The following is a 25,710-nucleotide window of genomic DNA, read 5'->3' as shown; positions in this document are numbered from 1 at the left end:
GCCATTGAGTTTCGCGGTTTACGCAGCAGGCGCCTTGGCCTCTTTGAGCAGCTGCTGAATCATCTGCTCCTGCGCCTGATAACTGCCTTCGCCAAAGTGGGTGTAACGCACCTGCCCCTTGGCGTCGACCAGATAATGCGCCGGCCAGTATTGGTTATCGAAGTTGCGCCAGATCGCGTAGTTGTTGTCGATGGCTACCGGGTAGGTGATGCCAAGCTTCTTCACCTGATCCTTGACGTTGTCGATGATCCGCTCATAGCCGTATTCCGGAGTGTGCACACCGATCACCACCAGGCCGTCCTTGCCGTACTTCTTCTCCCACTCTTTGACGTACGGCAGGGTGTGCTGGCAGTTGATGCAGTCATACGTCCAGAAGTCCACCAGCACCACTTTGCCGCGCAGGGACTCGGCTGTCAGTTCCGGCGAGTTCAGCCATTGCACCGCACCGGACAGCGACGGCATCGCGCCTTTGCTCGCCTCGTCTTCAGTCGAGTCCGCACGGACTTTGCTGACGAAGTAGTCCACCACTTTCGGCACGTTCTCCAGCACGCTTTTCTCGACCGATGCCACGCCTTGTGACGAGGTGTTGGCCAGCAGCACGTTGTCAGCACCGGTGGCGATCACCGCCGCCGTCGCCAGCACCGCAACACCCGCGCCGCGGCGGAACCAGCCAGTGAAAGGAATCGACGGTTTCAGTCGGTTGACCAGACCGCGACCGGCGAAGATCAGCGTTCCCAGCGACAGCGCGCTGCCCGCGCCGTAGGCCAGCAGCAACAGGCTGGTTTGGGCGTTGGCGCCTTGCAGCATGGCACCGGTGAGGATCACGCCGAGGATCGGACCGGCGCACGGCGCCCACAGCAGACCGGTGGCGACACCGATCATGATCGACGCCATGGGCCCGGTCTTTTTCCGGGCGTCGGGGTCGAGGCGATTGCCCAGCAGCACAAAGGGCCGCGCCAGCCAGTCACCGATGCGCGCGGAAATCAGCGACAGCGCAAACAGCACCATCACCGCCAGCGCGATATGGCGACCGGTGTTGCTGGCCTGGATCACCCACTCGCTGCTGACCACCGCCAGACTGGAGATCAGGGCGAAGGTCAGGGCCATGCCGCCGAGAGTCAGCAGGATCGAAGAACGGGTGCGGTCGGCTCCGGCGAACAGAAACGGCACCACCGGCAAAATGCACGGGCTGAGGACAGTCAACAGACCGCCCAGGAACGCGATGAGAAACATGAGGTTCACCTTTTGAATGAGGGGTGGTCTGTCGACTGGATCGGGGGCTGACCGTTACGGGCAGCCCCTTCAATCCTCAAGCCGTCTGGTTATCCAGCCATTGGCTTTGCGGCGTACGGCTGGCACCGTTCTCGGCCAGCGTCTGGCCTTGCGGCGTACGGCTGGAGCCGTCGGCGGCCAGTGTCTGGCCCTGTGGCGTGCGGCTGGAACCGTCGGCGGCCAGTGTCTGGCCCTGTGGCGTGCGGCTGGCGCCGTCGGCGGCGATCAAACCTTCGCTGCCCGGCTTGGCCACCGGAGCCAGTTGGAAGCAGGTGCTGCTGCCACAGCTGTTCTGTTCGACGGCAGCGTTGGCGTGGGCCGCGACACCGGCGAGGGAGAAGGCAACAGCGGTCAGATAGCGCGATACGTTGTTCATGGCGATGTTCCTTTTATAGAGGTGGGTAATCAGTTGTCTTCGTTGCAGCCGTCGGCGAATTTGCGGTAGTCGAGTACCTGGGTCTTGCCGGCCGAGTCGAGGTAGGTCAGGCGGGCGTCGACGATGCCGCAAGTCATCGAGTTGTCCTGTTTCAGCGACACCACTTTCTGGATGTCCAGGTGGCTGCCGTAGGAGTAGGTTTGCGGAGTGACATCGGCTTCGGCGCGGGCCGACAGGGTGCAGATGTTCAGAGCGGCAAACAGGCAAGCGGCAGCGATCGATTTGGTCTTGGCGTTCATGGCGTTTTCCTCGGGGCTTCAATGGTTGAATCGTTGAGTGGGCCGAGGCGTTCTGTGCTTGCCTCGATGGAGCTCATTTAAAGCTCGCGAGGTATCGCGCATGTGTCGGCAAATGCCGTGTATAAATCGCTACGTATCCGCGCGCGCCCGGGATACACAGCGATACAAAACCCTGTAAAAATCCGCTTTTTGCGTCGGCGTGTATCCGTCACAGCGCTGGATACACTGCAATACAAAGGCAGGCAGGCGGCCTCGCGCAGGCTCGATAGACTGCCCGGCAATCCCCTTTGATTGAGGTTTGGCCCCATGGAACATGTCGATCACATCCTGATCGTCGACGACGACCGCGAGATTCGCGAACTGGTCGGCAATTACCTGAAGAAAAACGGCCTGCGCACCACGGTGGTTGCCGATGGCCGGCAGATGCGCAGTTTTCTGGAAGCCAACACCGTCGACCTGATCGTGCTCGACATCATGATGCCCGGCGACGATGGCCTGCTGCTGTGCCGCGAGTTGCGCTCGGGCAAACACAGGGCCACGCCGATCCTGATGCTCACCGCACGCAATGATGAAACCGACCGCATCCTCGGCCTGGAAATGGGCGCCGACGACTACCTGACCAAACCCTTCGCCGCCCGCGAGCTGCTGGCGCGGATCAATGCCGTGCTGCGGCGTACACGGATGCTGCCGCCGAACCTGGTGGTGACGGAAAGCGGCCGGCTGCTGGCGTTCGGTCGTTGGCAGCTCGACACATCGGCTCGGCATCTGCTGGACAAGGACGGCACCATGGTCGCGCTCAGTGGCGCGGAGTACCGTTTGTTGCGCGTGTTCCTCGACCATCCGCAACGGGTGTTGAGCCGCGATCAACTGCTGAATCTGACCCAGGGCCGCGACGCCGATCTGTTCGACCGCTCCATCGATCTGCTGGTCAGCCGTCTGCGCCAGCGCCTGCTGGATGACGCCCGCGAACCGGCCTACATCAAGACCGTGCGCAGCGAAGGCTATGTGTTTTCGCTGCCGGTCGAAGTCCTCGGAGCCCCCGCATGAATCTCGCCCTGCACTGGCCGCGCACCCTCGCCTCACGGTTGTCGCTGATTTTCCTGATCGGGCTGATCCTCGCTCAGGCGCTGTCGTTCGGCGCGCAGTATTACGAGCGCTACGAAAGCGCGAAAAACACCATGCTCGGCAACCTCGAAACCGACGTTTCGACCTCGATTGCCATCCTCGACCGCCTGCCCGCCGAAGAACGCCCGATGTGGCTCAAACGCCTGGCTCGCAAGAATTATGGCTATCTGCTGAGCGAGGGCGAACCGGGCACACCGCTGGACCCGCAGGACGTGCCGATTGCCGTCACCTCGATTACCGATGCAATTGGCGACGCCTATCCGCTGACGTTCACCGATATTCCCGGCCCGAAAAAACACTTTCAGGGCCACCTGCGCCTGAGCGACGGCAGCCCGGTGACCATCGATGTGCGCCCGTCGATGGTGCCGCTGTCGCCATGGCTGCCGGTGGTATTGCTCGGGCAACTGGCGCTGATGCTCGCCTGCACCTGGCTGGCGGTGCGCATCGCCATCCGCCCCCTCACCCGCCTCGCCAACGCCGTGGAAACCCTCGACCCCAACGCCCACCCGATCAACCTCGACGAAAAAGGCCCGAACGAAGTGGCCTACGCCGCCCGCGCCTTCAACTCGATGCAGGCGCGCATCGCCGCGTACCTGAAAGAGCGCATGCAACTGCTCGCGGCAATCTCCCACGACCTGCAAACCCCGATCACCCGCATGAAACTGCGGGCGGAGTTCATGGACGATTCGGCCGAGAAAGACAAACTGTGGAACGACCTCGGCGAGATGGAACATCTGGTGCGCGAAGGCGTGGCCTATGCCCGCAGCATCCACGGCTCGACCGAGGAAAGCCGACGCACCAATCTGGATTCGTTCCTCGACAGCCTGGTGTTCGACTATCAGGACATGGGCAAGGAGGTGCAACTGAGCGGCAAGAGTGACGCAGTCATCGATACCCGCCCCCACGCCTTGCGCCGGGTGCTGGTCAACCTGACCGACAACGCGCTGAAGTTCGCCGGCGCTGCCGAACTGCTGATTCAACGCGACAAGAGCAGCCTCTCGATCAAGGTCATGGATCGCGGCCCGGGCATCGCCGAAGAAGAGCTGGCCCAGGTGATGGAGCCCTTCTACCGCGTGGAAAACTCACGCAACCGCAGCACCGGCGGCACCGGGCTGGGGCTGGCGATCGCCCAGCAACTGGCGCTGGCGCTGGGCGGTTCGCTGACCCTGAGCAATCGTGAAGGTGGCGGATTGTGTGCGGAGCTGAAGTTGCCGCTACACACCTGAAGCAAACATAAATCCATGTGGGAGCGGGCTTGCCGGCGAAGAGGCCAGTAGAGTCGATATATTCATCGACTGAACAAGCGCCTTCGTCGGATCGCCGCCAGGACCAAGCCCGCTCCCACAGGATTTGCGGTGTTTTCGAAATCATGTAATGCCTAACACACCGTCCTCATGCATCTGCCGCAACAACGCCAAACCACTGTCCATGAACGATGCCGTTACCGGCAAACCCGCCTCCATCGCCAGCCCTTCCAGTTGTTCACGACCGTTCAGCGCGGGGAACTCGCCAATGCGCTGCAACAACCGCCAGGCCAACGGGCTCAGCTCGGAAAACTTCACACTGAAATCTACCGCACGCCTTACCAGCAACAACGTTGGCTGGGCCGGTGGTGTAGACGGTTGATGGTCAGGGCTGAGGATTTGCACCGGCCAGGTGTACGCCAACGGCCAGGCTAACGCCGAAACCTGCAGTGGCCACTCCAGCAACTTCGCCGGATCACTCGCAGGCAAGGGCTCGGCGTCGGACTGCTGCAACACCATTTCCACCCACTCGTAATGCGCCAGCTCCACCAGGAACGCCGGCCAGTCACCCTCGCTCAACACGGCCGGTTCCGAGGCGAGGTAACCGACAAACTCCTCGGCGATCTCGCCGAATTTCGGCGTCTGCGCCCGGTAGTCCCGCAGGAAGCCACGAATCAATGTGCGCCAGCGTTCCTGGCCGATGATCCGGATCAGCACAGGAAACGTGCTGCCCAGCAGTTGCGAGACGTTGTTGAACACCAGATCGCGATAGACATTGACCCGCGCCGCGTTCATGTCGGCGGGCGGCATTTCATGCTCTGGATCGCGCAGGTAGCGGGTCAACGCCTGTTGTTGCCGCAGAAGATTATCCACGCGGGCCTCCTTCGATTTGCAGACGGCGAATGGTTTGCAGCTCGGCCACCAGTTCAGAGAACGCGGGGAAATTGAAATCCCGCTCCAGCAAGGTCGGCTGCGCGCCGAATCGGGCATAAGCGTCGGCCAGCAATGACCAGACCACCGGTTTGACCGAGGCGCCATGGGTGTCGATCTTCAGCGTGTCGGACTCGTCAAAGTGCCCAGCCACGTGCATCCCGACCACCCGGCCCGGCTCGATGGCGGCCAGGAACGTCTGCGGATCGAAACCGTGGTTGATCGAGTTGACGTAGACGTTGTTGACGTCCAGCAGCAGATCGCAATCGGCCTCGCGCAACACGGCGTTGGTGAAGGTCACTTCGTCCATGTCCTGCCGGGGCGCGGCGTAGTAGGAAACGTTTTCCACCGCCAGGCGCCGGCCTAGAATGTCCTGGGCCTGACGGATCCGTGCGGCGACGTGGTGCACCGCCTCTTCGGTGAACGGCAACGGCAGCAGGTCATAGAGATGACCGTCGTCGCTGCAATAGCTCAGGTGTTCGCTATACAGCGGCACTTTGTGATGATCGAGAAAGGTCCGCACTTCCCGGAGAAAATCGACGTCCAGCGGCGCCGAACCACCGAGCGACAACGATAACCCGTGACAGGACAACGGATAGCGCTCGGCCAGTTCGCGCAGCGCGGCGCCATGGGCACCGCCGACGCCGATCCAGTTTTCCGGCGCCACTTCGAGAAAGTCGAAATCGCCGGTGCGCGCGGCTTGCAGGTCTTTCATCAAGCCGCGACGCAAGCCGAGCCCGACGCTGGCCTGCAAGGTGGGGTGGGGAATCTGCATGGGCAAGATCTCTGCTGAGGAGTCGCCGGGCGTGGCGACTGACAGGCTCAGTTAAACCGCAGGGTGTATCGCGGCTGTGTGGGCAATGCGCGGGAAGTGGCGGGTTTTGTATCGGCGGCGGGTCTGTACACAGTGGGATACAGACCCGCTGCCGTCTTGGTGAGCGGCGAGTTACGCGAGGTCGTACTTCTCGCGGACCAGGTCGCCAATGCCGAGGCGATCGAGCACGTCCATCGGGCACAGGAACGTTACCCGCACCGTGCCAGGCAAACGGCTGATGTCGATCGAACCGTTGATGGTCGCGCGGTTGAGCACTTCATCGTATGGCAGGCCGGTGACGGCGGCGGCCCGATGCAGGCCGTTTTCCACCGCAACGTTGAGGTTTTCGCCGCTGCCGATGAAGGTGATCGGCCCGGTGGCCTGAATGTCGTGCTGACCCCACCGGGCGCCGAGTTCGCGGACATGGCGCAGTTTCTCGGCGTTCATCGGCCGGGCCATCGGTGGCAGATCATCGAGGTTCTGCAGCAGGATCGGCCCTTCCAGAGTCAGGCCCTTGATCACATGCACCTGTACCTCGGTTTCCCCCGAGCAATCGGTGGCGTGGCCGGCGATTTCGCCGTTGCCCTGCTGCGCGTGCATGTCGCCCATGTACACCCCGGCGCCCGGCACCTTGACCGGACAGATCAGCACGCAACCCTCGCGGATCGAGTTGGTGTCCATGTGGCCGTCGGTCTTGGCCGCGTGCAGTTCTTCGCGGGTCATGCCGAAGCGGTGCGGGGCGCCGATCAGGTACTGGCCGAAATCGGCGCAGTTATGCGAGTCCGGCAGATCCCGCGACGGAGTGGTGCCGATGTTGCCGAGAAACGGCCGCATGTGAGCCGCCACGCCGGGCATGTCGGCGCGTGCCAGGGACAGAATCGAGTGCTGCGCCGCCATTTCCGGCAATGCGGACATTTGCGACGCCTTGCCGGCCAGTCGATCCGCCACGTCCTGGTTGACCGTCAGGCTGACCTGATGCTCGGCGTCGAACACGATCACGTAACCGTGGCTGAAGCGAAACGCACTGACTTCGGCGCCGCAATGGTTGCAGCGAATCGCCTCCTCGCCGATCCCCTCCACATGGCTCGCCGGGTGTTCGGTGCCGCACTGGCTGCAGTATTTGGCGACGAACGGATCGCCGTGATATCGCCCTTCAACAAAACTCATCACTCCTGACGACGTGGCGTGGGACGTGACCTGCATGCGTTTGATCTTGATCGCTACCGCATCGCCGACCTCGGCGCCTTCGATGTACACCGGTTGCGTCACTTCATGGCCGCCCTCGAATGACGGCGTGATCATCGGCCCCCAGCACCCCGGCGGCGTCCCCGTGACCAGCGTGCCGCCGTCGGCCAGCGGGCCGCGCATCGTCTGGCCTGGGCCGATCAGGCCGTTGGTGTACTGGTTGACGTGCAGCCGTTCGACGGACAGCTGAATGGGAGCGCTCATGGAAATCACCTCGTTGGCAGGCTGGGCGGCTCAGTTCAACGCAGGTTTGTATCGGCGCTGTGTCCGGCCAACGCTGCAATGGTCGGTCTGTGTATCCACGCACCGTCGCGATACACAACGATACAAGCCTCGAAATCCACGCAGCCCGCTCCCACCGGCGCCAACAGCGGCTAGACTCAATCAGTACCCAGTCGAGGGGGACGCAGGACAGCAGTGTCGCCCTGCCCGTTTCCACGACCACCGCCCGGTGGTGAATGCCTCGACCCCCAACGCCACCGGACTGTGATCCTGTCAATGGAGCACATGAAATGGACGAGGCCAGACTCAACGAATTCATGGGCAAACTGGTCAACGACATGGGCGGCGCGGCGATGCTGGCCAATGTCATTGTCGGCGAAGAACTCGGCCTCTATCGGGCAATGGCCGACAGTCAGCCGATCAGCCCTGAATCCCTCGCTGCAAAAACCACCTGCAACCCGCGATTGGTGCGCGAATGGCTGAGCGCCCACGCGGCGTCCGGCTACATGGAACACCACGACGGCAAATTCCGTCTGCCGGAAGAACAGGCGCTGGCCCTGGCCAAGGAAGACTCGCCGGTGTACGTGGCCGGCGGGCTTGGCGTGGTGGCGTCGTTTTTCCATGACAAGGACAAACTGGTCAAAGCCATGCGCGGCAACGGCGCCCTGCCCTGGGGCGATCACCATCCGTGCATGTTCACCGGCACCGAGCGCTTCTTCCGCCCCGGCTACAAGGGGCATTTGATCGCCGAGTGGCTGCCGGCGCTGGACGGCGTGGTGGCCAAACTCGAAGCAGGCGCCAAGGTCGCCGACATCGGCTGCGGTCACGGTGCGTCCACGGTGATCATGGCCCAGGCCTATCCGAACTCGCGATTCGTCGGCTACGACTATCACGCGCCTTCGATCACCGTCGCCACCCAACGAGCCGAAGAAGGCGGCGTCAGCAGTCGCGCGCGGTTCTTCCAGGGCACGGCGAAAAGCTACCCCGGCGATGACTATGACCTGATCTGCTATTTCGACTGCCTGCACGACATGGGCGATCCGGTCGGTGCCGCCAAACACGCCTATGAATCCCTGAAAGAAGACGGCACGGTGCTGCTGGTCGAGCCGTTCGCCAACGACACCCTGGACGAAAACATCACGCCGGTCGGGCGCTTGTTCTACGCGGCGTCAACGTTCATCTGCACGCCAAATTCGCTGTCCCAGGAAGTGGGTCTCGGCCTCGGTGCCCAGGCGGGCGAGTTGCGTCTGCGTAAAGTGTTTACCGAAGCCGGCTTCAAACACTTCCGGCGGGCGACGCAGACGCCGTTCAACCTGATTCTGGAGGCGCGCAAGTAACCTCGGGCAGCGGACGCCTCTGAAGAGAGGCGTCCGTCGGTGCTAACCTGCAAGGCACTTACAGCCTGCGGAGCGCTGATCATGCTCGACCGTCCCCTCCCCGACCCGCTCGACTATCTGCAACAGGTCATGGCCGATGGCGACTTCATTGTGCTGACCGGCGCCGGCATCAGCACGCCGTCAGGCATCCCGGACTACCGCGACACCGACGGTGTGCGCCGGGGCCGGCAGCCGATGATGTACCAGGAATTCCTCGCCGCCCCGGAATCGCGCCGGCGCTATTGGGCCCGGGCGATGCTCGGCTGGCCACGGGTGCGCCAGGCGCGACCGAACGCTGCCCATGAGGCGCTGGCCAGTCTGCAAAGCCACGGCCGGATCGGAGGCCTGATTACCCAGAATGTCGACACCCTGCACGATCAGGCCGGCAGCCACGATGTCATCGAACTGCACGGCAGCCTGCACCGGGTGTTGTGCCTGGATTGCGGTCAGCGCAGCGAGCGGGATTCGATTCAGCAATTGATGGAAACGCAGAACCCGTATCTGGCGGGCGTCGATGCCGTGCAGGCACCGGACGGCGACACCCTGCTCGACCCGGCTTTCGAGGCGCGCTTCCAAGTGCCGCATTGCCCGCACTGCGCAGGCGAGCGGATGAAACCGGACGTAGTGTTTTTTGGTGAGAACGTGGCGCAACCGACTGCGGCGCGGGCCATGGCGCTGGCGGAAAATGCCGCCGGGATGCTGGTGGTGGGTTCGTCGTTGATGGCGTATTCGGCGTTTCGCCTGTGCCGGGTGATTGCGGATCGGGGCAAGCCGCTGATTGCGATCAACCTGGGGAAGACGCGGGCGGATGAGTTGCTGGAGTTGAAGATTGAAGCGTCGTGCGAACAGTTGCTGCCGCTACTGACAGAACGTCTGACTTAGCGACCTCCCAAAGTCAGTGTACAGCCTTGAGAATGTCAAAAAGCGCCTGTGCCGCCGCCGACAGTTCATTCCCCGGATCCGTCAGCACGCCAATCGCCCGCTCCACCACCGGCTCGTGCAAGGTCAGGCAATGCGCGCCCAACTCGCGCATCTGCCCGGCACACAAGGCTGGCACCGCACTCACGCCCAACCCGCTCGCCACCATCCGCCCGACCGTCGCCAGTTGATGGCTTTCAAATTCCACCGGCAGTTTCATGCCCCGGGCCTGCAAGTGTTCTTCCAGCATCACACGCACCGTGGACGGTCGTTGCAGGGTGATGAACGGCTCCTGCAGCAAGGTCTGCCAATCAATGTCACTGCGATCAGCCAGCGGCGAATCCTGCGGCACCACGGCGACGAAACGATCCCGGTAAAGCGGCGTGAACGTCAGCGAGGTGTTCTGCATCGGCTCGAAGGCCACGCCGAGTTCGACCTGGCGATCGCGGACCATTTCCAGCACTTGCTCGTTGATCACGTCGTTGACCGTGACGTTGACGTTCGGATAACGCGCGCGGAAGGTCTTGAGAATCGGCGGCAGCAGGTTGCCGGCAAACGACGGCATCGCCGCCAGCGTCACCCGCCCGCGCTGCAGGCTGAAGCGCTGGCGCATTTCGTCTTCGGCGTTGTCCCAATCGGCGATCAGGCGCCGGGCCAGCGGCAGCAGCGATTCGCCTTCCGGGGTTAGCGCCACGTTGCGCGTGTTGCGACTGAACAGGCGCCCGCCCAGGCCTTCTTCCAGCGCCTTGATGGTCAGGCTCAGTGCCGACTGCGACAGGTGCAGACGCTCGCAGGCCACGGCGAAGCTCAGGCTCTGGGCCACGGCGAGAAAGGCGCGGATCTGCTTGATGGTCATGGTTGTGTTACTCGACGGACTAAGCTGAACATCCGTCCGCCGACCAAGGCGGACATTTAATGAGCTTTATCAATCAATCAACCTTAAAAATCAACTTAACAAATATATCCTTCAGCGCGACACTCCAGTCACTCGGCTAGCCAGCCGCCCGACAAACATTAAAAGAGGTGCATATGGCAGGTTTCGACAAGCGCGTGTATTCCTACGAGGAAGCCATGGCAGGTCTTGAAGACGGCATGACCGTGATCGCCGGCGGCTTCGGCCTGTGCGGCATTCCGGAAAACCTGATCGCCGAGATCAAGCGCAAGGGCACCCGCGACCTCACCGTCGTCTCCAACAACTGCGGCGTCGATGGCTTCGGCCTCGGCGTGCTGCTGACCGACCGCCAGATCAGCAAGGTGGTCGCCTCCTACGTCGGCGAAAACAAACTGTTCGAAGAGCAACTGCTCAAAGGCGACATCGAAGTCGTCCTGACCCCGCAAGGCACCCTCGCCGAAAAAATGCGCGCCGGCGGCGCCGGCATTCCGGCGTTCTTCACCGCCACTGGCGTCGGCACCCCGGTCGCCGAAGGCAAGGAAGTGCGTGAGTTCCACGGTCGCAAGTACCTGATGGAAGAGTCCATCACCGGCGACTTCGCCATCGTCAAAGGCTGGAAAGCCGACCACTTCGGCAACGTCATCTATCGCCACACCGCGCAGAACTTCAACCCGCTGGCCGCCACCGCCGGCAAGATCACCGTGGTCGAAGTCGAAGAAATCGTCGAACCCGGCGAACTGGATCCGGCACACATCCACACGCCCGGCATCTACGTCGACCGGGTCATTTGCGGCACGTTCGAAAAACGCATCGAACAACGCACCATCCGCAAATAATCCAGGCTGACGGAGAACAAGAACATGGCACTTACCCGCGAACAAATGGCTCAACGCGTCGCCCGCGAAATGCAGGACGGCTACTACGTCAACCTCGGCATCGGCATCCCGACCCTGGTCGCCAACTACATCCCCGAAGGCATGGAAGTCATGCTGCAATCGGAAAACGGCCTGCTCGGCATGGGCCCTTTCCCGACTGAAGACACCATCGACGCCGACATGATCAACGCCGGCAAACAAACCGTGACCGCACGGATCGGCGCTTCGATCTTCAACTCGGCCGAGTCCTTCGCAATGATCCGCGGCGGTCACGTCGACCTGACCGTGCTCGGCGCGTTCGAAGTGGACGTGCAAGGCAACATCGCCTCGTGGATGATCCCCGGCAAGCTGGTCAAGGGCATGGGCGGCGCGATGGACCTGGTGGCCGGCGCCGACAACATCATCGTCATCATGACCCACGCGTCCAAGGACGGTGAGTCCAAGTTGCTGAGCCAGTGCAGCCTGCCGCTGACCGGCGCCGGTTGCATCAAGCGCGTGCTGACCGACCTGGCCTACCTGGAAATCGAAAATGGCGCTTTTGTCCTCAAGGAACGCGCACCTGGCGTCAGCGTCGAGGAAATCGTCGCCAAAACCGCTGGTAAGCTGATCGTCCCGGATCACGTACCAGAAATGCAGTTCGCTGCCGAGTGAGGAATTCGAAAATGCAAGACGTCGTCATTGTTGCCGCCACGCGTACCGCGATCGGCAGTTTCCAGGGATCGCTGGCCAGCGTCTCCGCCGTGGATCTGGGCGCAGCGGTCATCCGCCAGTTGCTTGAGCAGACCGGTCTGGACGGTGCTCAGGTCGATGAAGTGATCATGGGCCAGGTGCTGACCGCCGGCGCCGGCCAGAACCCGGCGCGCCAGTCGGCGATCAAGGCCGGCCTGCCACACGCCGTGCCGGCCATGACTTTGAACAAGGTCTGCGGTTCGGGCCTCAAGGCCCTGCACCTCGGCGCCCAGGCGATCCGTTGCGGCGACGCGGACGTGATCATCGCCGGGGGCCAGGAAAACATGAGCTTGGCCAACTATGTAATGCCGGGCGCGCGCACCGGTCTGCGCATGGGTCACGCACAAATGGTCGACACCATGATCAGCGATGGCCTGTGGGATGCGTTCAACGATTACCACATGGGCATCACCGCCGAGAATCTGGTCGAGAAATACGAGATCAGCCGCGAACAGCAGGACGCCTTCGCCGCTGCGTCGCAACAGAAAGCCGCCGCAGCCATCGAGGCCGGTCGTTTTGTCGATGAAATCACCCCGATCCTGATCCCGCAGCGCAAAGGCGATCCGGTGGCGTTCAAGGTCGACGAGCAACCACGCGGCGACACCACCGCCGAATCCCTGGCCAAACTGCGTCCGGCCTTCAAGAAGGACGGCAGCGTCACCGCCGGCAACGCTTCTTCGCTGAACGACGGCGCGGCTGCGGTCATTCTGATGAGCGCCGAAAAAGCCAAGGCCCTGGGCCTGCCGGTCCTGGCGAAAATCGCCGCCTACGCCAACGCCGGCGTCGACCCGGCGATCATGGGCATCGGCCCGGTTTCCGCCACTCGCCGCTGCCTGGACAAGGCCGGCTGGAGCATTGGCCAGCTCGACCTGATCGAAGCCAACGAAGCCTTCGCCGCACAATCGCTGGCGGTGGCCAAGGATCTGCAATGGGATCTGGACAAGGTCAACGTCAACGGCGGCGCCATTGCCCTCGGTCACCCGATCGGTGCGTCGGGCTGCCGTGTGCTGGTGACGTTGCTGCACGAAATGATCAAGCGTGATGCGAAAAAGGGTCTCGCGACCCTGTGCATCGGCGGCGGCCAAGGCGTGGCCCTGGCGCTGGAACGCGCGTAAGCGCAAAGAGGTTCAACAGCGGGCAGTGGATCCACGACATCCATGGCCCGTTGGCAACAAACCCGGTACGACTCACGTCGCACCGGGTATTTTTTGCCCGGCCGTCAGGCGAACTTCACCAGATTCAGCACCGGCAACGGCCCGCCCGGGAACTGCACCAGCCGCGCGCCCACGCTCAATTCGCCCAGATCGATACCGAAGAAGCCGAGCTGATCGATCAGCGCACCCACTTCCGCCTTGGCCTGCGCATCATCCCCGGACAGGAACAACACACGCTTGCCGCCCTCCGACGCCGGATCCGCTTCCAGCAAACGCGCCAGCAAATGGTTGAACGCCTTGACCACCCGCGCGCCCGGCACCCACTCGGCGAACACTTCGCTGGAAGGTCGACCCTGCAAGTCCACCGGTTTGAACGATGGCGCTTCAATCGAGTTGTTGGCGTCGATGACGATCCGCCCGCCGAAGTCCGGCAGCCCGGCCAGAGCCGTCGGCAGTTTCGACCAGTTCACCGCGACCAGCACGATGTCTTGGGCCGCCGCTTCTTCACGGGTAACGGCACGGGCAGTCGGGCCGAGTTCTGCGACCAGTTCAGCCAGGGTCTCCGGCCCGCGACTGTTGGCGATGACCAACGGGATGCCCTGACGCGACAAGGCTTTGGCAAACGCTGAACCGATGGCGCCAGCGCCGATGATTCCGATAGTGCTCATGGTGTTCTCCTCAAAGTGGGGTAAGACTCGAAAAGAATCTTGCGCTTGCCATTCCCACTTGATTAGCCGGTAATGCCTTGAATGATCTTCAAGTATCACTATCAGGTCGAAATCCATGGAAACCCTCGCCAATCTCGAATCCTTCGTTCGCAGCGCCGAGACCGGCAGCTTCTCCGCCGCCGCTCGGTTACTGGCGCTGACTCCGGCGGCGGTCAGTCGCAACGTGGCGATCCTTGAGCGCAACCTCGGCGTGCGGCTGTTTCAGCGCTCGACCCGCAAGCTGTCGCTGACTGAGGCCGGTGAAGGTTTTCTGGCGAGCATCGGCGGCAACCTCGACGCCTTGCAGACAGCGATTGCCACGGTGGCGACCGAGCGCGGCGAACCGGCGGGTGTGCTCAAGATCAGCCTGCCGCCGACATTCGGCATCGATCACATGCTGCCGCTGCTGCCAGAGTTTCTGGCGCGTTATCCGCTGATTCGCCCGGAATGGCACTTCGAAAATCGTCAGGTGGATCTGATCGCTGAGGGTTATGACGTGGCGATTGGTGGCGGATTCGAGCTGACGCCCGGCGTGGTCGCCCGGCCATTGTCGTCCGCCGAAGTGCTGGCGGTGGCGTCGCCGGCGTATCTGGCGGGCCGCACACTGCCGCGACATCCGGCCGATCTCGCCGATCACCACGGCATCGTCATGCGCGGCCTGCGCACCGGGCGCCTGCGCCAATGGCAGATGCACAACGAAGCCGGCGAACAGGCCAGCGCCCTGCTCAACCCGAACATCGTGCTGAATGATCCGATGGCCATGCGCAAGGCTGCGCTGCTGGGCTTGGGCGTGACGATGCTGGTGCTGCCGGATGTCAGCGCGCAGATCGAACGCGGTGAACTGGTGCGGCTGTTGCCCGACTGGCAATGCGATGCCGGCGCGATTTCGCTGTACTACCCGAGCCGTACCTTGCTGCCGGCCAAGACCCGGGTGTTCATTGATTTTGTGGTCGAAGCGTTTGGCCGCTAGGCCGCTAGCTGCAGAATCAGCCACGCATTCGCGCCGCTGATCACCACAAACAATCCCCACGCGAGAACCTTGGTTGGCAACCGATTCACAAACGGCCCCATCAGTTGTTTGTCGTTGGTCATGCGAATCAACGGATACAGCGCAAACGGCAATTGCAGGCTCAGCACCACTTGGCTCAACACCAGCAACTTGCCCACCGCGCCGTCGCCCATCAGCCACACGCCAATGAACGCCGGGATCAGCGCCAGCCCACGGGTGATCAGACGTCGCTGCCAGCAAGGGATCCGCAGGTTCAGATAGCCTTCCATGATCACTTGCCCGGCGATGGTGCCGGTGAAGGTCGAACTCTGCCCCGAAGCCAGCAGCGCCACGCCGAACAGCACACTGGCCAACGCGCCGCCCACCAGCGGATCGAGCAAGTGATAGGCGTCCTGGATGTCGACCACGTCGGTGTGTCCGGACTGATGAAAGGCGGCCGCCGCGAGAATCAGGATCGCCGCGTTGACCAGTAATGCCAGCGCCAGCGAACCGATGGTGTCGATGCGCGCCAGTTTTACCGCGTCCTGTTTGCTGGCCAGATCCTTGCCGATCAGCCGTGTCTGCACGATCGAGGTGTGCAGGTACAGGTTGTGCGGCATCACCGTGGCGCCAAGGATGCCAATGGCCAGGTACAACGGCGCGGCATCGCTGATCGCCGACAGCGACGGTTTGAAGCCTTGGGCGACGTCCGGCCAGTAGGGTTTGATCAACAGTAATTCAACGAAGAAACACGCGCCGATAGTGCCCACCAGCACCAGCATGATCGCTTCCAGCCGGCGGAAACCGCGGTTTTGCAGGGCCAGCACCAGCAGCGTATCGAATGCGGTCAGGGCGATGCCGAACGTCAGCGAACAGCCGAGCAACAGGTGAAATGCCAGGGCACAGCCGAGCACTTCTGCCAGGTCGGTGGCGATGATCGAGATTTCCGCCAGCACCCATTGCAGCCGCGCCGTCGGAGTGCTGTAGCGTTCGCGGGAAAGCTGCGCCAGATCGCGCCCGGTGGCGATGCCCAGCCGCGAGCACAGGCATTGCACGACCATGCCCGCCAGACTCGCCAGCAACACCACGAACAGCAAGCTGTAACCGAAACGCGAACCGGCCTCGATGGCGGTGGCCCAGTTGCCCGGATCCATGTAGCCGATCGACACCAGCAAACCGGGGCCGGCAAAGCGCAGCACGCGCTTGAAGAACGAGGCGTTGGGATCGACCGGGACACTTCCGGCCACTTCCGGCGGGCAGAACGGCGCCGTGGCGATTTTGGGCAAGCTGAACTTCACAAACACATCCAGAAACAAGTCGAAAGGCGCAGCTTAGACGTTTCAGTCGGCAGGCCCAAGCGCCGATGTGCTGCGTTCAGGGTTGGGCAGTACCCAGCAATTGCCGGCGCAGTTCGGGATTGCGTGTGCGTGGATCCAGCCAGATGTTGAAAAAAGCCTGGGCGAACAACGGGTCGTTGATCTCGTGCTGCAACTGTTGGCCAACAAAGAACCGCGCGCCCTGCCCCGGCAGATACACCCCGGTGATCCGCGTGCCGGCCTGCACGTCGACGAACGATTGCTGCATCTGGGCCTGCCACACCGCCAGTTGCGCAGAACTGATGGAGGCGCCTGCCAGGCGTTTGATCTCGTCGACGCTGGCTTTGACCAAATCTTCGCGGGACACGCTGCGCCGGTAGATCAGCTCCAGGGCGAAGGGCTGACCATCGGCCAATGGACGCGCGGCGCTCCACAACCGGGCGTTGTAAACGTCGAAACCGAAAATGCTGAAATCGCCGGTGCCAATGATTTGCGCACCGGGCACCACGTCTTGCCAACTGGCCCAGGTGGGGGTCAGCAACAACGCCCACAAGCCTATCCCGCAGCATCCACGCAACACCTTCGGTGTACTGCTCATCGCGGCATCGACTCCGGTAAACCCTGATACCCAGAGCATAGTCGGCAATCACACCCATGATTTTGTATACATTTATTGCATGCATATGCAGCAATCCGCTAATGACAATGCTAACGTGGCCCTCATTGACCCGACGGAGACACCTGCGTGCTGATCCTCAAACTGCTGCTGATTCCCGGTTTCCTGCTGCTGATTTCCCTCGCGGGCAAGCGCTGGGGCCCCAGCGTCGCCGGGTGGCTGTCGGGATTGCCGGTGGTGGTCGGGCCGATTCTGTTTTTCCTCGCCATCGAGCAAGGGCCGTCGTTTGCCGCGCAATCGGCGGTCGCGGCGCTGTCGGCCATGTTTGCGATGATCGCGTTTTGTGTCACTTATGCGCAGGTGGCGCAGCGGGCGAACTGGCCGCTGGCATTGATAGTTTCTTTATCGGTCTGGGCCGTGCTGGCGCTGATTCTGTCGCTGACTCCGGCGTCGTTACCCTTCTCGGTCGCCGCTGCTGCGACCGCCCTACTTTCCGCGCCGTACCTGTTTCCCAAGGTGCAACCGGTGGTCAGGGGTCCGGCGCCGAAATCGGACAAACTGGTCTGGCGGATGATTGCCGGCGCGGCGCTGACGCTGGTGGTAACCATGCTGGCCAGCACCGTCGGCGAACGCTGGAGCGGTTTGCTCGCCGTGTTTCCGGTGCTCGGCAGCGTGATGGCGGTGTTTTCCCAACAGACCCGTGGCCCAGCGTTTACCGCCGCGTTGTTACGCGCGACGGCGACGGGGATGTATTCGTTTTCGGCGTTTTGTCTGGTGTTGGCGCTGACCGTTCCGAACCTGGGCTTCGGCGGTTTCGTGGTGGCGGTGGCCGTTTCGGTGGCGATGCTCGGCGTCACTCGGCAGCTGTTGGCCAAACCGGCGCCGGCGCCATCGCCGAACTGAACCCGACCGGACAAACCGCGCTGGAGTGCCAGGCACCCTCCATGGGATGATCGCCGCCCAAGCGCGACCCATCCCTCGGAGATTCGAATGTCATTGCTTTGCAAGAAAGCCGCCGTCCTGTTGTTGGCGGCGGTGGCCGGTTTCGGCGCCATCAATGCTCAAGCGGCCAAGGCCAAAGAGAAGGCTGTCACCGAGAAGGTCTCGATGCTCGACGGCAAATTCAGTTTTGTCCTTCCCAAGGGCTTTGTCGCCGACCCGCTGCCCGCCGGCCCGACCGGTGCCAAGGGCACGATGTACACCAACCAAACGACAAAGACCGTGGTCATCACCGCCGAAAACCAGATTCCCGAAGGCAACAACGTCAAGGACAACGACAGTGCGTTCCTCGACGGTACGGTGTCCGACTTCATCGACGCCCAGCGCAAGGCCCTGCCGGACTTCAACAAGCTCAGCGAAAAGAGCCTGACCCAGAAAGGCAACGGCTTGGGCCTGCGCCAAGTCGACAGCACCGCCACCCAGGGCGGCGGCCAGACCCTAAACACCACGTTGCTGGCCGGTTCCGGCACGCGCATGGCGCTGGTCCAGGTGATTTCCCGGGCCAGCGACAAGAGCGGTCACGAAGCGCTGGTGAAAACCATCCTCAAGGAAAAGTGATGCTCAGGGATTGAGTTGCTGCAACCAGTCGTTCAAATCCCGAAGCTCGGCCGCACTGATGTTGTGGCCGACGCCGGGATAGGCATGAAATTGCGGTTTGTACGACAGCTTCTGCAACAACGCATCGGCCTCGGTGGCACCGCTGTAAGGCACACGGTCATCCGCCGTGCCGTGGCCGATGAAGATGTCCAGCGGCGGATGCTGTTGCTCTGACTTCAGCTCGCTCTTGAGCACAGGCAACAGCCGCCCGCTCAACGCCGCGATGCCACCCACCGCCGCCGGCTGCCGCAGTCCGACCTCATAGGTCATCATCGCGCCCTGGCTGAAACCGATCAGGTACACCTTCTCCGGTTGGGCGTGATATTTCTGCGCCGCAGCGGCGATAAAGGCCCGCAGTTTCTGGCTGCTGGCCTTCAGATCATCGGTCTCGCCGTTGTAGGCGCCTTCGCCTTTCTTGCGAAACCACTGGAAACGCCCTTCTCCCAACGCCATCGGTGCCTGCACCGACAGGTAGTTGTACTGCTGGGGCAGTTGAAATTTCATACCGATCAAGTCTGCTTCGTTGCTGCCATAGCCATGCAGGAAAATCACCAGCGGACGCTGTTCGGCGTCCGGGTGCACCTGGGCCAGGTAGTTGAGCGGCAGATCGTTTTGCAGCGAGGCCTGAGCCTGGACGGCCGTGAACGCCAGCAGCGTCAACAGCGCAAACACCTTCAACATAAGCCTTCCTTCACACAGTGCAGGGTTCGGGGCAGAGCCTAACACTGTGATCGGGAGGACGGGATATCAGTCGTTGCTCAGCTTGCCCACCCGAATCGGCTCGCGCCCCGCCACTTTCGCCTGCCAGATGCCCGACTGGGTGTAGCGCCCGCGATCGATGGCGAACAACAAGCCGCTGGTGCCGGCGCGCACGGTGGTCACGCGGTCGTTCAGCGGATCGACCACTTCAAACAGCGCATCGCCGCGCTCGACCCACTCACCGGCATCGCGCAGGAAACTCACCACGCCGTGGTGCGGGGCGAACAGGTATTCGGTGCCTTCGAACGGCATGCCTTCGCAGCATTCTTCCGGCGCTTTCGGCCATTCGCCGCTGATGAAGCCCTGCTCGGCCAAGAAGCCGAGGATCGCCTCGCAATTGGCCTGAGCCTGATCGACGCGGGTGTCGCCCATACTGCCCAGTTCCAGGGTGGTGGCGAGGTTGGCCGGTGGAATCGCCGCGCCCGGGAACATACGTGTCAGGCGCAGCCACGGTGTGGAGCAGGACTCATCGAACGAGTTGCCACCGGAATCTTCACACAACAGCGCCACGCCAGCTTTCAGTCGAGCGGCCAGGGATTGCCACTGCGGCCAGTGTTGCGGTAATGCGTAAATATGAATCGCCGCGTCGAAATCGCAATGCAGATCGAGAGTGATGTCGGCCTCACAGGCGTGGCGCAGCAACAGGCGGTGCAGCGCCTCCAGTTGCGAAGCCGGGGCCGGCAGTTCGTCGAGTACCTGACCCATGGTCTGGCGGATCAGCGTGATATTGGCTTCGGCATCGCTGCCCAGCTGATCGCCGATGCGTTCGGCCACCGGCGCGCTGAGTTCAACGAAGGAGCGGTTGAAGTTCTTGCCGCTGCCCAGCTCGAAACGCCCCATGTGGCTGCCTTGCAGGTGCTGATCGAGACCGATCGGGTTGGCCACCGGCACCAGTTCGATCACGCCTTGCAACTGGCCGTTGCTCTCCAGCTCGGCCAGGCGTTTTTTCAGTTCCCATGCGGTGCGCATGCCCGGTAGTTCATCGGCGTGCAGGCTGGCCTGGATGTAAACCTTGCGCGGGCCGGCGCCGTAACGGAACACGCTCAGGGAACGTTCGCTGCCCAGGTGGCTCCAGGGCAGAAGATGGTCGATGCGTTGCATGGGGAACTCCGGAAATTCTGTGGTCGCTGCCAACGCAGTGACCGCATTGAAATGTGCTGACAGGATAAATCACGGGCGAAAAAAAAGTGGCCACCGCGCAAACGGGGCCACTTTCTTCTTACGGCGTATTAATGGCCGTATACGTCAAAGTCGAAGTACTTGTCCTGCACTTGCTTGTACTTGCCGTTGGCGCGGATTTCGTTGATGGCGGCGTTGAATTTCTCCGCCAGCGCGGTATCGCCTTTACGCACCGCAATACCGGCGCCACCGCCGAAGTACTTGGCGTCTTCGTAGGTCGGGCCGACGAATTCGAAGCCTTTGCCGGCGTCGGTTTTCAGGAAACCGTCGCTCAGGTTGACCGAGTCGGCCAGCATTGCGTCGATACGACCGGACACCATGTCCAGGTTGGCTTCCTGCTGCGAGCCGTAACGCACCAGCTCGATCCCGGCCGGCACCAGCACTTCGGTGGCGTAACGGTCGTGGGTACTGGCACGCAGCACGCCGACTTTCTTGCCTTTGAGCTCGACCAGCGGGTCTTTCACGCCCGAGCCGGCCTTCATCACGAAGCGCGCCGGGGTGTGGTAGTACTTGATGGTGAAATCGACGTTTTTCTTGCGGTCGTCAGTGATGGTCATCGAGGACAGGATCGCGTCGATCTTCTTCACTTTCAGCGCCGGGATCAGGCCGTCGAACTCTTGCTCGACCCAGGTGCATTTGACTTTCATCTGCTCACACAGCGCGTCGCCGATGTCCACGTCGAAACCGGCCAGTTTGCCGTCAGGGGTTTTCATCGAGAATGGCGGGTAACCGGCTTCGATACCGATACGGATCGGTTTGGCGTCTTCGGCCACGGCGGTCAGGGACAACATCGACAGTGCCAGGGCACCGAACATAACCAGCTTTTTCATTTATTACTCCCGTGTGCGGAGGCTTTTATTGGCAGCTTTCGATTGTCAGGTTCGGCCTTGGGCTGAGTAGCGCAAAGAAACCGACGTGGCCGGCAGTCTATGGCGGCGCGCACGGGGCAAATTGTTTTTAAGCGACAAATACTTACAGAAAATCGGCGAGTGCCATCACATGGGAAAAGTGTGCGCCGGAGCGGTGCAAGGGTTGTAGGACAAAGCCGACAAAAGCTGCCGCCGAAGCGGCAACCCTCCGGCTATCAGCAGTCGCAAGCGATCGGTGCGGCGGTGACGCGCGGTGTCGCGACACTCAACTGAAAGCCTTCATCCAGCCACCCGGTCACTCCACCGATCATCTCCTTGACCGGATAGCCCAACGCCGCCAGCTTCACCGCGGCCTTGTTGGCGCCATTGCAGTGAGGGCCGGCGCAATAAACCACGAACAGTGTGTTTTTCGAGTAGTCCGCCAGCCCTTCCGCTGTAAGCAAACGCCCCGGAATATTGATCGCTCCCGGCACATGCCCACGCTCGAAGGCCAGCGGCCCGCGCACGTCCACCAGCACAAAGTCGACTTCGCCGGCTTCCTGGCTGCTGAAGACGTCGGAACAATCGGTTTCGAAGGTCAGACGGTTGCTGAAATGCATCAGGGCAATGGCCGAAGGGGCGGCAGGAATTTCGCGAACCAGGCTGGGCATGTTGAATCACTCCTTTGTCTGTGGGGATGAACGGACTTTATCGAGCCGCCGCTGGCCGCTACAGTGGCGCACAAGACACTCACCGGGAATTTTCCGCCAAATGCCTGATTCACCTGGATTGGTCGCGATCCTGGCCTACGACGGCCTCTGCACCTTCGAGTTCGGCATCGCCGTGGAGATCTTCGGCCTGGCCCGGCCGGAGTTCGATTTCCCGTGGTACGAGCACTGCATCGCCGCCGTCGATCAAGGCCCGATGCGCGCCATGGGCGGGATTCAGGTGCTCGCCGACGGTGGGCTGGAGTTGTTGGCGCAGGCGCGCACCATCATTATTCCCGGCTGGCGCGACCGAAATGCGCCGGTGCCGGAAGCCTTGCTTGAAGCATTGCATGGTGCCCATTCACGCGGCGCCCGGTTACTGTCGATCTGCTCGGGCGTGTTTGTGCTGGCCGCCAGCGGATTGCTCGACGGGCACGGCGCCACCACTCACTGGCGATACACCACAGAACTGGCCGAGCGCTTCCCGGCCATTGATGTCGACCCGGACGTGCTTTACGTCGATTCCGGCCAATTGATTACCTCGGCCGGCAGTGCAGCGGGGATCGACGCCTGCCTGCACCTGGTGGCGCGAGACTTTGGCACCCAGATCGCCAACTCGGTGGCGCGACGGCTGGTGATGTCACCGCAACGCACCGGCGGTCAGGCGCAATTCATTCCGACGCCGGTCAGCCCGACCCCGCGCAGCGATCTGTCGCGTGTGATGCAGTGGGCCCGCGAGCGCCTGCACGAACCGCTGGAAGTGCGCGATCTGGCCAGCGAAGCGGCGATGAGCGAGCGCACCTTCCTGCGCAAATTCAGCGAAGCCAGCGGCCAGTCACCCAAGGCCTGGTTGCAACACGAACGCCTGGCCCGAGCCCGGGAATTGCTGGAAAGCACGCCGCAGAACACCGAGCAGATCGCCTTGCGCTGCGGTTATCGCTCGGTGGAAAGCTTTCGTGTGGCGTTTCGCAGCGTGGTCGGGGTGCCGCCGTCGGTGTATCGCGAGCGCTTTGGTCGTGAGATCAAGGCTTGCGCAACAGATAGGTGTCCATGATCCAGCCATGCTCGGACCGGGCAGCCTTGCGCACCCGCTTGATCTCATCGGCAACATCGTCGAGCTTGCCATGGATGAGGATTTCGTCCGGCGTGCCGAGGTAGGCGCCCCAGTAAATCTCGGTCTCCTGATCTGCCACTTGGTGGTAGGAATCTTCAGCATCAAGCATCACCACCAGGCTGTCCGTGTCACTCACCTGCCCCGCCGCCAGGCGTCGGCCGGTGGTGATTTCAATCGAGCGGCCGATGGTGTTCAACGGCACCTTGTGTTGTGCCGCCAAGGCCTGAACGCTGGTAATGCCGGGAATGACGTCGAATTCAAACTCACATTGCCCCGTGGCCAGGATCGCCTGCAGGATACGAATCGTGCTGTCGTACAACGCAGGATCCCCCCACACCAGAAAACCGCCGCACTGCCCGTCAGACAATTCGTCATTGATCAGCCGTTCGAAGGTTTTTTGCTTGGCGCGGTTAAGATCATCGACGCTGGCGCTGTAGTCCACATCGCCGCGCTCGCGCTCCGGGCTGTGGGCCTCGGCGAAACGGTAGGTACGATCGGTGATGTAGCGCTCGCAAATTTCGCGACGCAGGTCGATCAGCTTGTCCTTGGTCTGGCCCTTGTCCATCAGGAAAAACACGTCCACCCGATTCAGCGCCTTCACCGCCTGCATCGTGATGTAGTCCGGGTTGCCGGCACCGATGCCGATCACCAGCAATCGCTTCATTGCTCTGCTCCTTCCAGATTCATGCCGGACAAGCGTAGCCGCCAGCGCCCGGTAAACCGCAGATCGACCACCGCCAGCGGCTCGACATCGAGGCTGTGAAACGCCTCGCCCTGCACGACCTGCATCAATGCCGCACGAATCACGAACGGATGGGTAACCGCCACCACGTGCCCCGGGGTGGCTTGCAGTGAAAACAGCCACGCCGCCACTCGCTCGCGCAGTTGCGCCACCGACTCACCGCCATGGGGGGCGGCGTGCGGATCGTCGAGCCAGGCTTGCAAGGCCTCGGGTTCGTTGCGTTGCAAGTCCTTGATCGACTGACCTTGCCAGCGTCCCCAGTCGCAATCACGCAAAGCCTGATCAATGTGCGCTTCACGGCCAAACCACGACGCCGTCTGGCGAGTGCGCAGTTCCGGGCCGCAAATCAGACGGGATGCCGTGTCGAAACGCGAGGCCAGCGAGCAGGACGCCAGCGCGGTTTCTTCAACAGGTTCGTTCGTAGGAAAACACGCCAATTTTTGTGCGACGGTTCTGGTATGGCAGATCAATGTCAAACGGGTGGTCTGCACGGGAAGTCACTCGGCTGGAAGACAGGACGGTCATCGACGTAATCGCTGATGGAGCGGCAATTGTGCCGTAAACCGGGATGCTCCGGGCAAGTCGATTGGGTGATCCGAGCGCGTGAAAGCGGCAATGTCTGACACCACTATGGGCAATGGACTACAAGACTGATCGACATCCGTGTAACCCTTGCGTTACGGGCTTTCCGCCCCATTTTGGGGCTTGGTTTAAACGGCGAAAAATTCGCTAGACATGTAGCGTCAGTTACATAAATACTGTTTTAACGGATTATGAAGCGAATTCAACACCCCATCCAGCAGGAGCCCGGATGCCCCCTTTAAGAGACCTGATCACCGACCCCGGCCTTGACCTGACGCCGTCGGAGCGCAAAGTCGTTCGCGCCTTGCTCGATCAGTATCCACGCAACGGGCTTGGCCCGATGGCGCGCCTGGCCGAACATGCCGGCGTCAGCGATCCGACCATCGTGCGGCTGGTAAAAAAGCTCGGTTTCGGCGGTTATGCCGAATTCCAGGACGCCCTGCTCAGCGACATGGACCACCGCCTGCGCTCGCCGCGTACCCTGTTGCAGCCGCGCTCGCATCAGAACAAGGACGACGCCTGGAGTCACTATCTGGCTCACAGCCACAATTTATTGGCCGAAACCCAGGCCCTGACCCAGCCGGAAGACGTGCGGATCCTCGCCGACTGGCTGCTCGACACCCGGCATCAGGTCTACTGCTTCGGCGGGCGCTTCAGCAGCCTGATGGCAACTTACCTGCTCAATCACTTGCGCCTGCTGCGCCCCGGCTGCTTTGCGCTGGAAGACAACGCGCAACTGCCGGATCGTCTGTTCGACCTGCAACGTCAGGACGTGGTGCTGGTGTTCGACTATCGCCGTTACCAGACCCAGGCCTTGCGCGTGGCCAGCGCCGCGAAAAACAACAATGCTCGCGTCGTGCTGTTCACCGACATCTATGCCTCGCCGCTGCGCGAACTGGCCGACATGATCATCAGCGCCCCGGTGGAGTCGGCCTCGCCGTTCGACACCATGGTCCCGGCGCTGGCTCAGGTTGAAGCACTGATCGCTTGCCTGACCTTGCGCTGCCCGGACCTGGCCGATCGCCTGGAAGGCATCGATGCCCTGCGCAACGACTTCGACACCCACTTGCTGGAGGATAAATAAG

28 protein-coding genes are annotated in these 25,710 nt (G+C 62.2%); 12 read left to right on the top strand and 16 right to left on the bottom strand.

What is annotated here, in order from left to right:
- Positions 1 to 18 precede the first annotated feature (18 nt).
- From ACTJK9_RS16470 to ACTJK9_RS16460, 3 genes are all read right to left on the bottom strand, one after another.
- Entirely contained in the window at positions 19 to 1,233 is a 1,215-nt protein-coding gene (locus ACTJK9_RS16470) for a cytochrome c biogenesis protein DipZ (protein WP_085613545.1), read from the bottom strand.
- A gap of 76 nt (positions 1,234 to 1,309) precedes the next feature.
- Positions 1,310 to 1,648, bottom strand: a complete 339-nt coding sequence (locus ACTJK9_RS16465; protein WP_085648852.1) for a hypothetical protein — start codon at positions 1,646 to 1,648, stop codon at positions 1,310 to 1,312.
- A gap of 29 nt (positions 1,649 to 1,677) precedes the next feature.
- Positions 1,678 to 1,947, bottom strand: coding sequence for a DUF2790 domain-containing protein (locus tag ACTJK9_RS16460; protein WP_039767844.1), 270 nt, complete (start codon positions 1,945 to 1,947; stop codon positions 1,678 to 1,680).
- 306 nt (positions 1,948 to 2,253) lie between these two features.
- On the opposite strand from ACTJK9_RS16460, the gene ACTJK9_RS16455 reads away from it, so the two are divergent.
- Both ACTJK9_RS16455 and ACTJK9_RS16450 read left to right on the top strand, forming a co-directional pair.
- Complete coding sequence (locus ACTJK9_RS16455; protein WP_007956289.1) at positions 2,254 to 2,994, top strand: response regulator; 741 nt, start codon at positions 2,254 to 2,256, stop codon at positions 2,992 to 2,994.
- Positions 2,991 to 4,298, top strand: coding sequence for an ATP-binding protein (locus ACTJK9_RS16450; RefSeq protein ID WP_440814882.1), 1,308 nt, complete (start codon positions 2,991 to 2,993; stop codon positions 4,296 to 4,298). Before ACTJK9_RS16455 ends, ACTJK9_RS16450 begins: the two co-directional genes overlap by 4 nt.
- Positions 4,299 to 4,439: 141 nt before the next feature.
- Here the strand turns inward: ACTJK9_RS16450 and ACTJK9_RS16445 are convergent, their stop codons facing one another.
- The 3 genes from ACTJK9_RS16445 to ACTJK9_RS16435 form a co-directional block, all read right to left on the bottom strand.
- On the bottom strand, positions 4,440 to 5,189 hold the full coding sequence (locus tag ACTJK9_RS16445) for an HvfC family RiPP maturation protein (RefSeq protein WP_221399360.1): 750 nt from the start codon (positions 5,187 to 5,189) through the stop codon (positions 4,440 to 4,442).
- Positions 5,182 to 6,021, bottom strand: coding sequence for an HvfB family MNIO-type RiPP peptide maturase (locus tag ACTJK9_RS16440; RefSeq protein ID WP_064595331.1), 840 nt, complete (start codon positions 6,019 to 6,021; stop codon positions 5,182 to 5,184). The genes ACTJK9_RS16445 and ACTJK9_RS16440 overlap by 8 nt, the downstream gene beginning before the upstream one ends.
- A 171-nt stretch (positions 6,022 to 6,192) precedes the next feature.
- On the bottom strand, positions 6,193 to 7,509 hold the full coding sequence (locus ACTJK9_RS16435; protein ID WP_440814879.1) for an acetamidase/formamidase family protein: 1,317 nt from the start codon (positions 7,507 to 7,509) through the stop codon (positions 6,193 to 6,195).
- A gap of 308 nt (positions 7,510 to 7,817) precedes the next feature.
- On the opposite strand from ACTJK9_RS16435, the gene ACTJK9_RS16430 reads away from it, so the two are divergent.
- Together ACTJK9_RS16430 and ACTJK9_RS16425 are read left to right on the top strand one after the other, a co-directional pair.
- Positions 7,818 to 8,864, top strand: a complete 1,047-nt coding sequence (locus tag ACTJK9_RS16430; protein ID WP_085613541.1) for a class I SAM-dependent methyltransferase — start codon at positions 7,818 to 7,820, stop codon at positions 8,862 to 8,864.
- An 81-nt stretch (positions 8,865 to 8,945) separates the two neighbouring features.
- The gene (locus tag ACTJK9_RS16425) at positions 8,946 to 9,785 is read left to right on the top strand and encodes an NAD-dependent protein deacetylase (RefSeq protein WP_440814876.1); all 840 of its coding nucleotides are present in this window, start codon (positions 8,946 to 8,948) and stop codon (positions 9,783 to 9,785) included.
- Positions 9,786 to 9,798: 13 nt separating this feature from the next.
- Here ACTJK9_RS16425 and ACTJK9_RS16420 read toward each other — a convergent pair whose 3' ends face one another.
- Entirely contained in the window at positions 9,799 to 10,677 is an 879-nt protein-coding gene (locus tag ACTJK9_RS16420; RefSeq protein ID WP_440814874.1) for a LysR substrate-binding domain-containing protein, read from the bottom strand.
- A gap of 173 nt (positions 10,678 to 10,850) precedes the next feature.
- Between ACTJK9_RS16420 and ACTJK9_RS16415 the strand changes: the two genes are divergently transcribed.
- From ACTJK9_RS16415 to ACTJK9_RS16405, 3 genes are read left to right on the top strand one after another with little or no spacing between them, the layout of a single operon-like run.
- Positions 10,851 to 11,549 carry a CoA transferase subunit A gene (locus ACTJK9_RS16415; RefSeq protein WP_007956274.1) on the top strand — a complete coding sequence of 233 codons (699 nt, stop codon included), beginning with the start codon at positions 10,851 to 10,853 and terminating at the stop codon, positions 11,547 to 11,549.
- A gap of 24 nt (positions 11,550 to 11,573) precedes the next feature.
- Entirely contained in the window at positions 11,574 to 12,239 is a 666-nt protein-coding gene (locus tag ACTJK9_RS16410) for a CoA transferase subunit B (RefSeq protein WP_011333516.1), read from the top strand.
- A gap of 11 nt (positions 12,240 to 12,250) precedes the next feature.
- Complete coding sequence (locus tag ACTJK9_RS16405) at positions 12,251 to 13,432, top strand: acetyl-CoA C-acetyltransferase (protein WP_440814872.1); 1,182 nt, start codon at positions 12,251 to 12,253, stop codon at positions 13,430 to 13,432.
- 104 nt (positions 13,433 to 13,536) lie between these two features.
- Here ACTJK9_RS16405 and ACTJK9_RS16400 read toward each other — a convergent pair whose 3' ends face one another.
- Entirely contained in the window at positions 13,537 to 14,139 is a 603-nt protein-coding gene (locus ACTJK9_RS16400) for an NADPH-dependent F420 reductase (RefSeq protein WP_011333514.1), read from the bottom strand.
- Positions 14,140 to 14,254: 115 nt separating this feature from the next.
- Between ACTJK9_RS16400 and ACTJK9_RS16395 the strand changes: the two genes are divergently transcribed.
- Positions 14,255 to 15,148 carry a LysR family transcriptional regulator gene (locus ACTJK9_RS16395; protein ID WP_440814870.1) on the top strand — a complete coding sequence of 298 codons (894 nt, stop codon included), beginning with the start codon at positions 14,255 to 14,257 and terminating at the stop codon, positions 15,146 to 15,148.
- Here ACTJK9_RS16395 and ACTJK9_RS16390 read toward each other — a convergent pair.
- Positions 15,145 to 16,464, bottom strand: a complete 1,320-nt coding sequence (locus tag ACTJK9_RS16390; RefSeq protein ID WP_007956264.1) for an Nramp family divalent metal transporter — start codon at positions 16,462 to 16,464, stop codon at positions 15,145 to 15,147. The genes ACTJK9_RS16395 and ACTJK9_RS16390 overlap by 4 nt on opposite strands.
- Before the next feature lie 76 nt (positions 16,465 to 16,540).
- A complete protein-coding gene (locus tag ACTJK9_RS16385; RefSeq protein ID WP_085613536.1) occupies positions 16,541 to 17,080 on the bottom strand; it encodes a chalcone isomerase family protein in 540 nt (179 codons plus the stop codon).
- Positions 17,081 to 17,227: 147 nt separating this feature from the next.
- Between ACTJK9_RS16385 and ACTJK9_RS16380 the strand changes: the two genes are divergently transcribed.
- Complete coding sequence (locus ACTJK9_RS16380; RefSeq protein ID WP_440814867.1) at positions 17,228 to 18,001, top strand: hypothetical protein; 774 nt, start codon at positions 17,228 to 17,230, stop codon at positions 17,999 to 18,001.
- 87 nt (positions 18,002 to 18,088) lie between these two features.
- Positions 18,089 to 18,655 carry a hypothetical protein gene (locus ACTJK9_RS16375; protein WP_221399352.1) on the top strand — a complete coding sequence of 189 codons (567 nt, stop codon included), beginning with the start codon at positions 18,089 to 18,091 and terminating at the stop codon, positions 18,653 to 18,655.
- 3 nt (positions 18,656 to 18,658) lie between these two features.
- Here ACTJK9_RS16375 and ACTJK9_RS16370 read toward each other — a convergent pair whose 3' ends face one another.
- The 4 genes from ACTJK9_RS16370 to ACTJK9_RS16355 all read right to left on the bottom strand — a co-directional run bounded on the left by ACTJK9_RS16370 (position 18,659) and on the right by ACTJK9_RS16355 (position 22,151).
- Positions 18,659 to 19,375, bottom strand: coding sequence for an alpha/beta hydrolase (locus ACTJK9_RS16370; RefSeq protein WP_440814865.1), 717 nt, complete (start codon positions 19,373 to 19,375; stop codon positions 18,659 to 18,661).
- 66 nt (positions 19,376 to 19,441) lie between these two features.
- Positions 19,442 to 20,554 (bottom strand): succinylglutamate desuccinylase/aspartoacylase family protein, encoded by a 1,113-nt coding sequence (locus ACTJK9_RS16365; RefSeq protein WP_440814863.1) that lies wholly within the window; start codon positions 20,552 to 20,554, stop codon positions 19,442 to 19,444.
- Positions 20,555 to 20,682: 128 nt separating this feature from the next.
- Complete coding sequence (locus ACTJK9_RS16360; RefSeq protein ID WP_085613532.1) at positions 20,683 to 21,462, bottom strand: ABC transporter substrate-binding protein; 780 nt, start codon at positions 21,460 to 21,462, stop codon at positions 20,683 to 20,685.
- 254 nt (positions 21,463 to 21,716) lie between these two features.
- Entirely contained in the window at positions 21,717 to 22,151 is a 435-nt protein-coding gene (locus ACTJK9_RS16355) for a rhodanese-like domain-containing protein (protein ID WP_085613531.1), read from the bottom strand.
- Positions 22,152 to 22,251: 100 nt separating this feature from the next.
- On the opposite strand from ACTJK9_RS16355, the gene ftrA reads away from it, so the two are divergent.
- On the top strand, positions 22,252 to 23,241 hold the full coding sequence (ftrA, locus tag ACTJK9_RS16350; RefSeq protein WP_085613530.1) for a transcriptional regulator FtrA: 990 nt from the start codon (positions 22,252 to 22,254) through the stop codon (positions 23,239 to 23,241).
- Here the strand turns inward: ftrA and cobF are convergent.
- Complete coding sequence (gene cobF, locus ACTJK9_RS16345; protein WP_440814860.1) at positions 23,210 to 23,965, bottom strand: precorrin-6A synthase (deacetylating); 756 nt, start codon at positions 23,963 to 23,965, stop codon at positions 23,210 to 23,212. The two genes, ftrA and cobF, sit on opposite strands and share 32 nt — an antisense overlap.
- Positions 23,962 to 24,534, bottom strand: a complete 573-nt coding sequence (locus tag ACTJK9_RS16340) for a histidine phosphatase family protein (protein ID WP_440814858.1) — start codon at positions 24,532 to 24,534, stop codon at positions 23,962 to 23,964. The genes cobF and ACTJK9_RS16340 overlap by 4 nt, the downstream gene beginning before the upstream one ends.
- 320 nt (positions 24,535 to 24,854) lie before the next feature.
- Between ACTJK9_RS16340 and ACTJK9_RS16335 the strand changes: the two genes are divergently transcribed.
- Positions 24,855 to 25,709, top strand: a complete 855-nt coding sequence (locus tag ACTJK9_RS16335) for a MurR/RpiR family transcriptional regulator (RefSeq protein WP_007956246.1) — start codon at positions 24,855 to 24,857, stop codon at positions 25,707 to 25,709.
- Position 25,710 lies beyond the last annotated feature (1 nt).

It is taken from the genome of Pseudomonas sp. 22082 (genome assembly GCF_052046055.1).
Taxonomy (GTDB): domain Bacteria; phylum Pseudomonadota; class Gammaproteobacteria; order Pseudomonadales; family Pseudomonadaceae; genus Aquipseudomonas; species Aquipseudomonas pharyngis.
This window is presented reverse-complemented; position numbering and strand designations above follow the sequence as displayed.

What these genes read in the sequence shown, in the direction of transcription:
- ACTJK9_RS16470 (WP_085613545.1), bottom strand. Translation starts at nt 1,233, where the DNA reads ATGTTTCTCATCGCGTTCCTGGGCGGTCTGTTGACTGTCCTCAGCCCG.
- ACTJK9_RS16465 (WP_085648852.1), bottom strand. Translation starts at nt 1,648, where the DNA reads ATGAACAACGTATCGCGCTATCTGACCGCTGTTGCCTTCTCCCTCGCC.
- ACTJK9_RS16460 (WP_039767844.1), bottom strand. Translation starts at nt 1,947, where the DNA reads ATGAACGCCAAGACCAAATCGATCGCTGCCGCTTGCCTGTTTGCCGCT.
- ACTJK9_RS16455 (WP_007956289.1), top strand. Translation starts at nt 2,254, where the DNA reads ATGGAACATGTCGATCACATCCTGATCGTCGACGACGACCGCGAGATT.
- ACTJK9_RS16450 (WP_440814882.1), top strand. Translation starts at nt 2,991, where the DNA reads ATGAATCTCGCCCTGCACTGGCCGCGCACCCTCGCCTCACGGTTGTCG.
- ACTJK9_RS16440 (WP_064595331.1), bottom strand. Translation starts at nt 6,021, where the DNA reads ATGCAGATTCCCCACCCCACCTTGCAGGCCAGCGTCGGGCTCGGCTTG.
- ACTJK9_RS16435 (WP_440814879.1), bottom strand. Translation starts at nt 7,509, where the DNA reads ATGAGCGCTCCCATTCAGCTGTCCGTCGAACGGCTGCACGTCAACCAG.
- ACTJK9_RS16430 (WP_085613541.1), top strand. Translation starts at nt 7,818, where the DNA reads ATGGACGAGGCCAGACTCAACGAATTCATGGGCAAACTGGTCAACGAC.
- ACTJK9_RS16425 (WP_440814876.1), top strand. Translation starts at nt 8,946, where the DNA reads ATGCTCGACCGTCCCCTCCCCGACCCGCTCGACTATCTGCAACAGGTC.
- ACTJK9_RS16420 (WP_440814874.1), bottom strand. Translation starts at nt 10,677, where the DNA reads ATGACCATCAAGCAGATCCGCGCCTTTCTCGCCGTGGCCCAGAGCCTG.
- ACTJK9_RS16415 (WP_007956274.1), top strand. Translation starts at nt 10,851, where the DNA reads ATGGCAGGTTTCGACAAGCGCGTGTATTCCTACGAGGAAGCCATGGCA.
- ACTJK9_RS16410 (WP_011333516.1), top strand. Translation starts at nt 11,574, where the DNA reads ATGGCACTTACCCGCGAACAAATGGCTCAACGCGTCGCCCGCGAAATG.
- ACTJK9_RS16405 (WP_440814872.1), top strand. Translation starts at nt 12,251, where the DNA reads ATGCAAGACGTCGTCATTGTTGCCGCCACGCGTACCGCGATCGGCAGT.
- ACTJK9_RS16400 (WP_011333514.1), bottom strand. Translation starts at nt 14,139, where the DNA reads ATGAGCACTATCGGAATCATCGGCGCTGGCGCCATCGGTTCAGCGTTT.
- ACTJK9_RS16395 (WP_440814870.1), top strand. Translation starts at nt 14,255, where the DNA reads ATGGAAACCCTCGCCAATCTCGAATCCTTCGTTCGCAGCGCCGAGACC.
- ACTJK9_RS16385 (WP_085613536.1), bottom strand. Translation starts at nt 17,080, where the DNA reads ATGAGCAGTACACCGAAGGTGTTGCGTGGATGCTGCGGGATAGGCTTG.
- ACTJK9_RS16375 (WP_221399352.1), top strand. Translation starts at nt 18,089, where the DNA reads ATGTCATTGCTTTGCAAGAAAGCCGCCGTCCTGTTGTTGGCGGCGGTG.
- ACTJK9_RS16370 (WP_440814865.1), bottom strand. Translation starts at nt 19,375, where the DNA reads ATGTTGAAGGTGTTTGCGCTGTTGACGCTGCTGGCGTTCACGGCCGTC.
- ACTJK9_RS16365 (WP_440814863.1), bottom strand. Translation starts at nt 20,554, where the DNA reads ATGCAACGCATCGACCATCTTCTGCCCTGGAGCCACCTGGGCAGCGAA.
- ACTJK9_RS16360 (WP_085613532.1), bottom strand. Translation starts at nt 21,462, where the DNA reads ATGAAAAAGCTGGTTATGTTCGGTGCCCTGGCACTGTCGATGTTGTCC.
- ACTJK9_RS16355 (WP_085613531.1), bottom strand. Translation starts at nt 22,151, where the DNA reads ATGCCCAGCCTGGTTCGCGAAATTCCTGCCGCCCCTTCGGCCATTGCC.
- ftrA (WP_085613530.1), top strand. Translation starts at nt 22,252, where the DNA reads ATGCCTGATTCACCTGGATTGGTCGCGATCCTGGCCTACGACGGCCTC.
- cobF (WP_440814860.1), bottom strand. Translation starts at nt 23,965, where the DNA reads ATGAAGCGATTGCTGGTGATCGGCATCGGTGCCGGCAACCCGGACTAC.
- ACTJK9_RS16335 (WP_007956246.1), top strand. Translation starts at nt 24,855, where the DNA reads ATGCCCCCTTTAAGAGACCTGATCACCGACCCCGGCCTTGACCTGACG.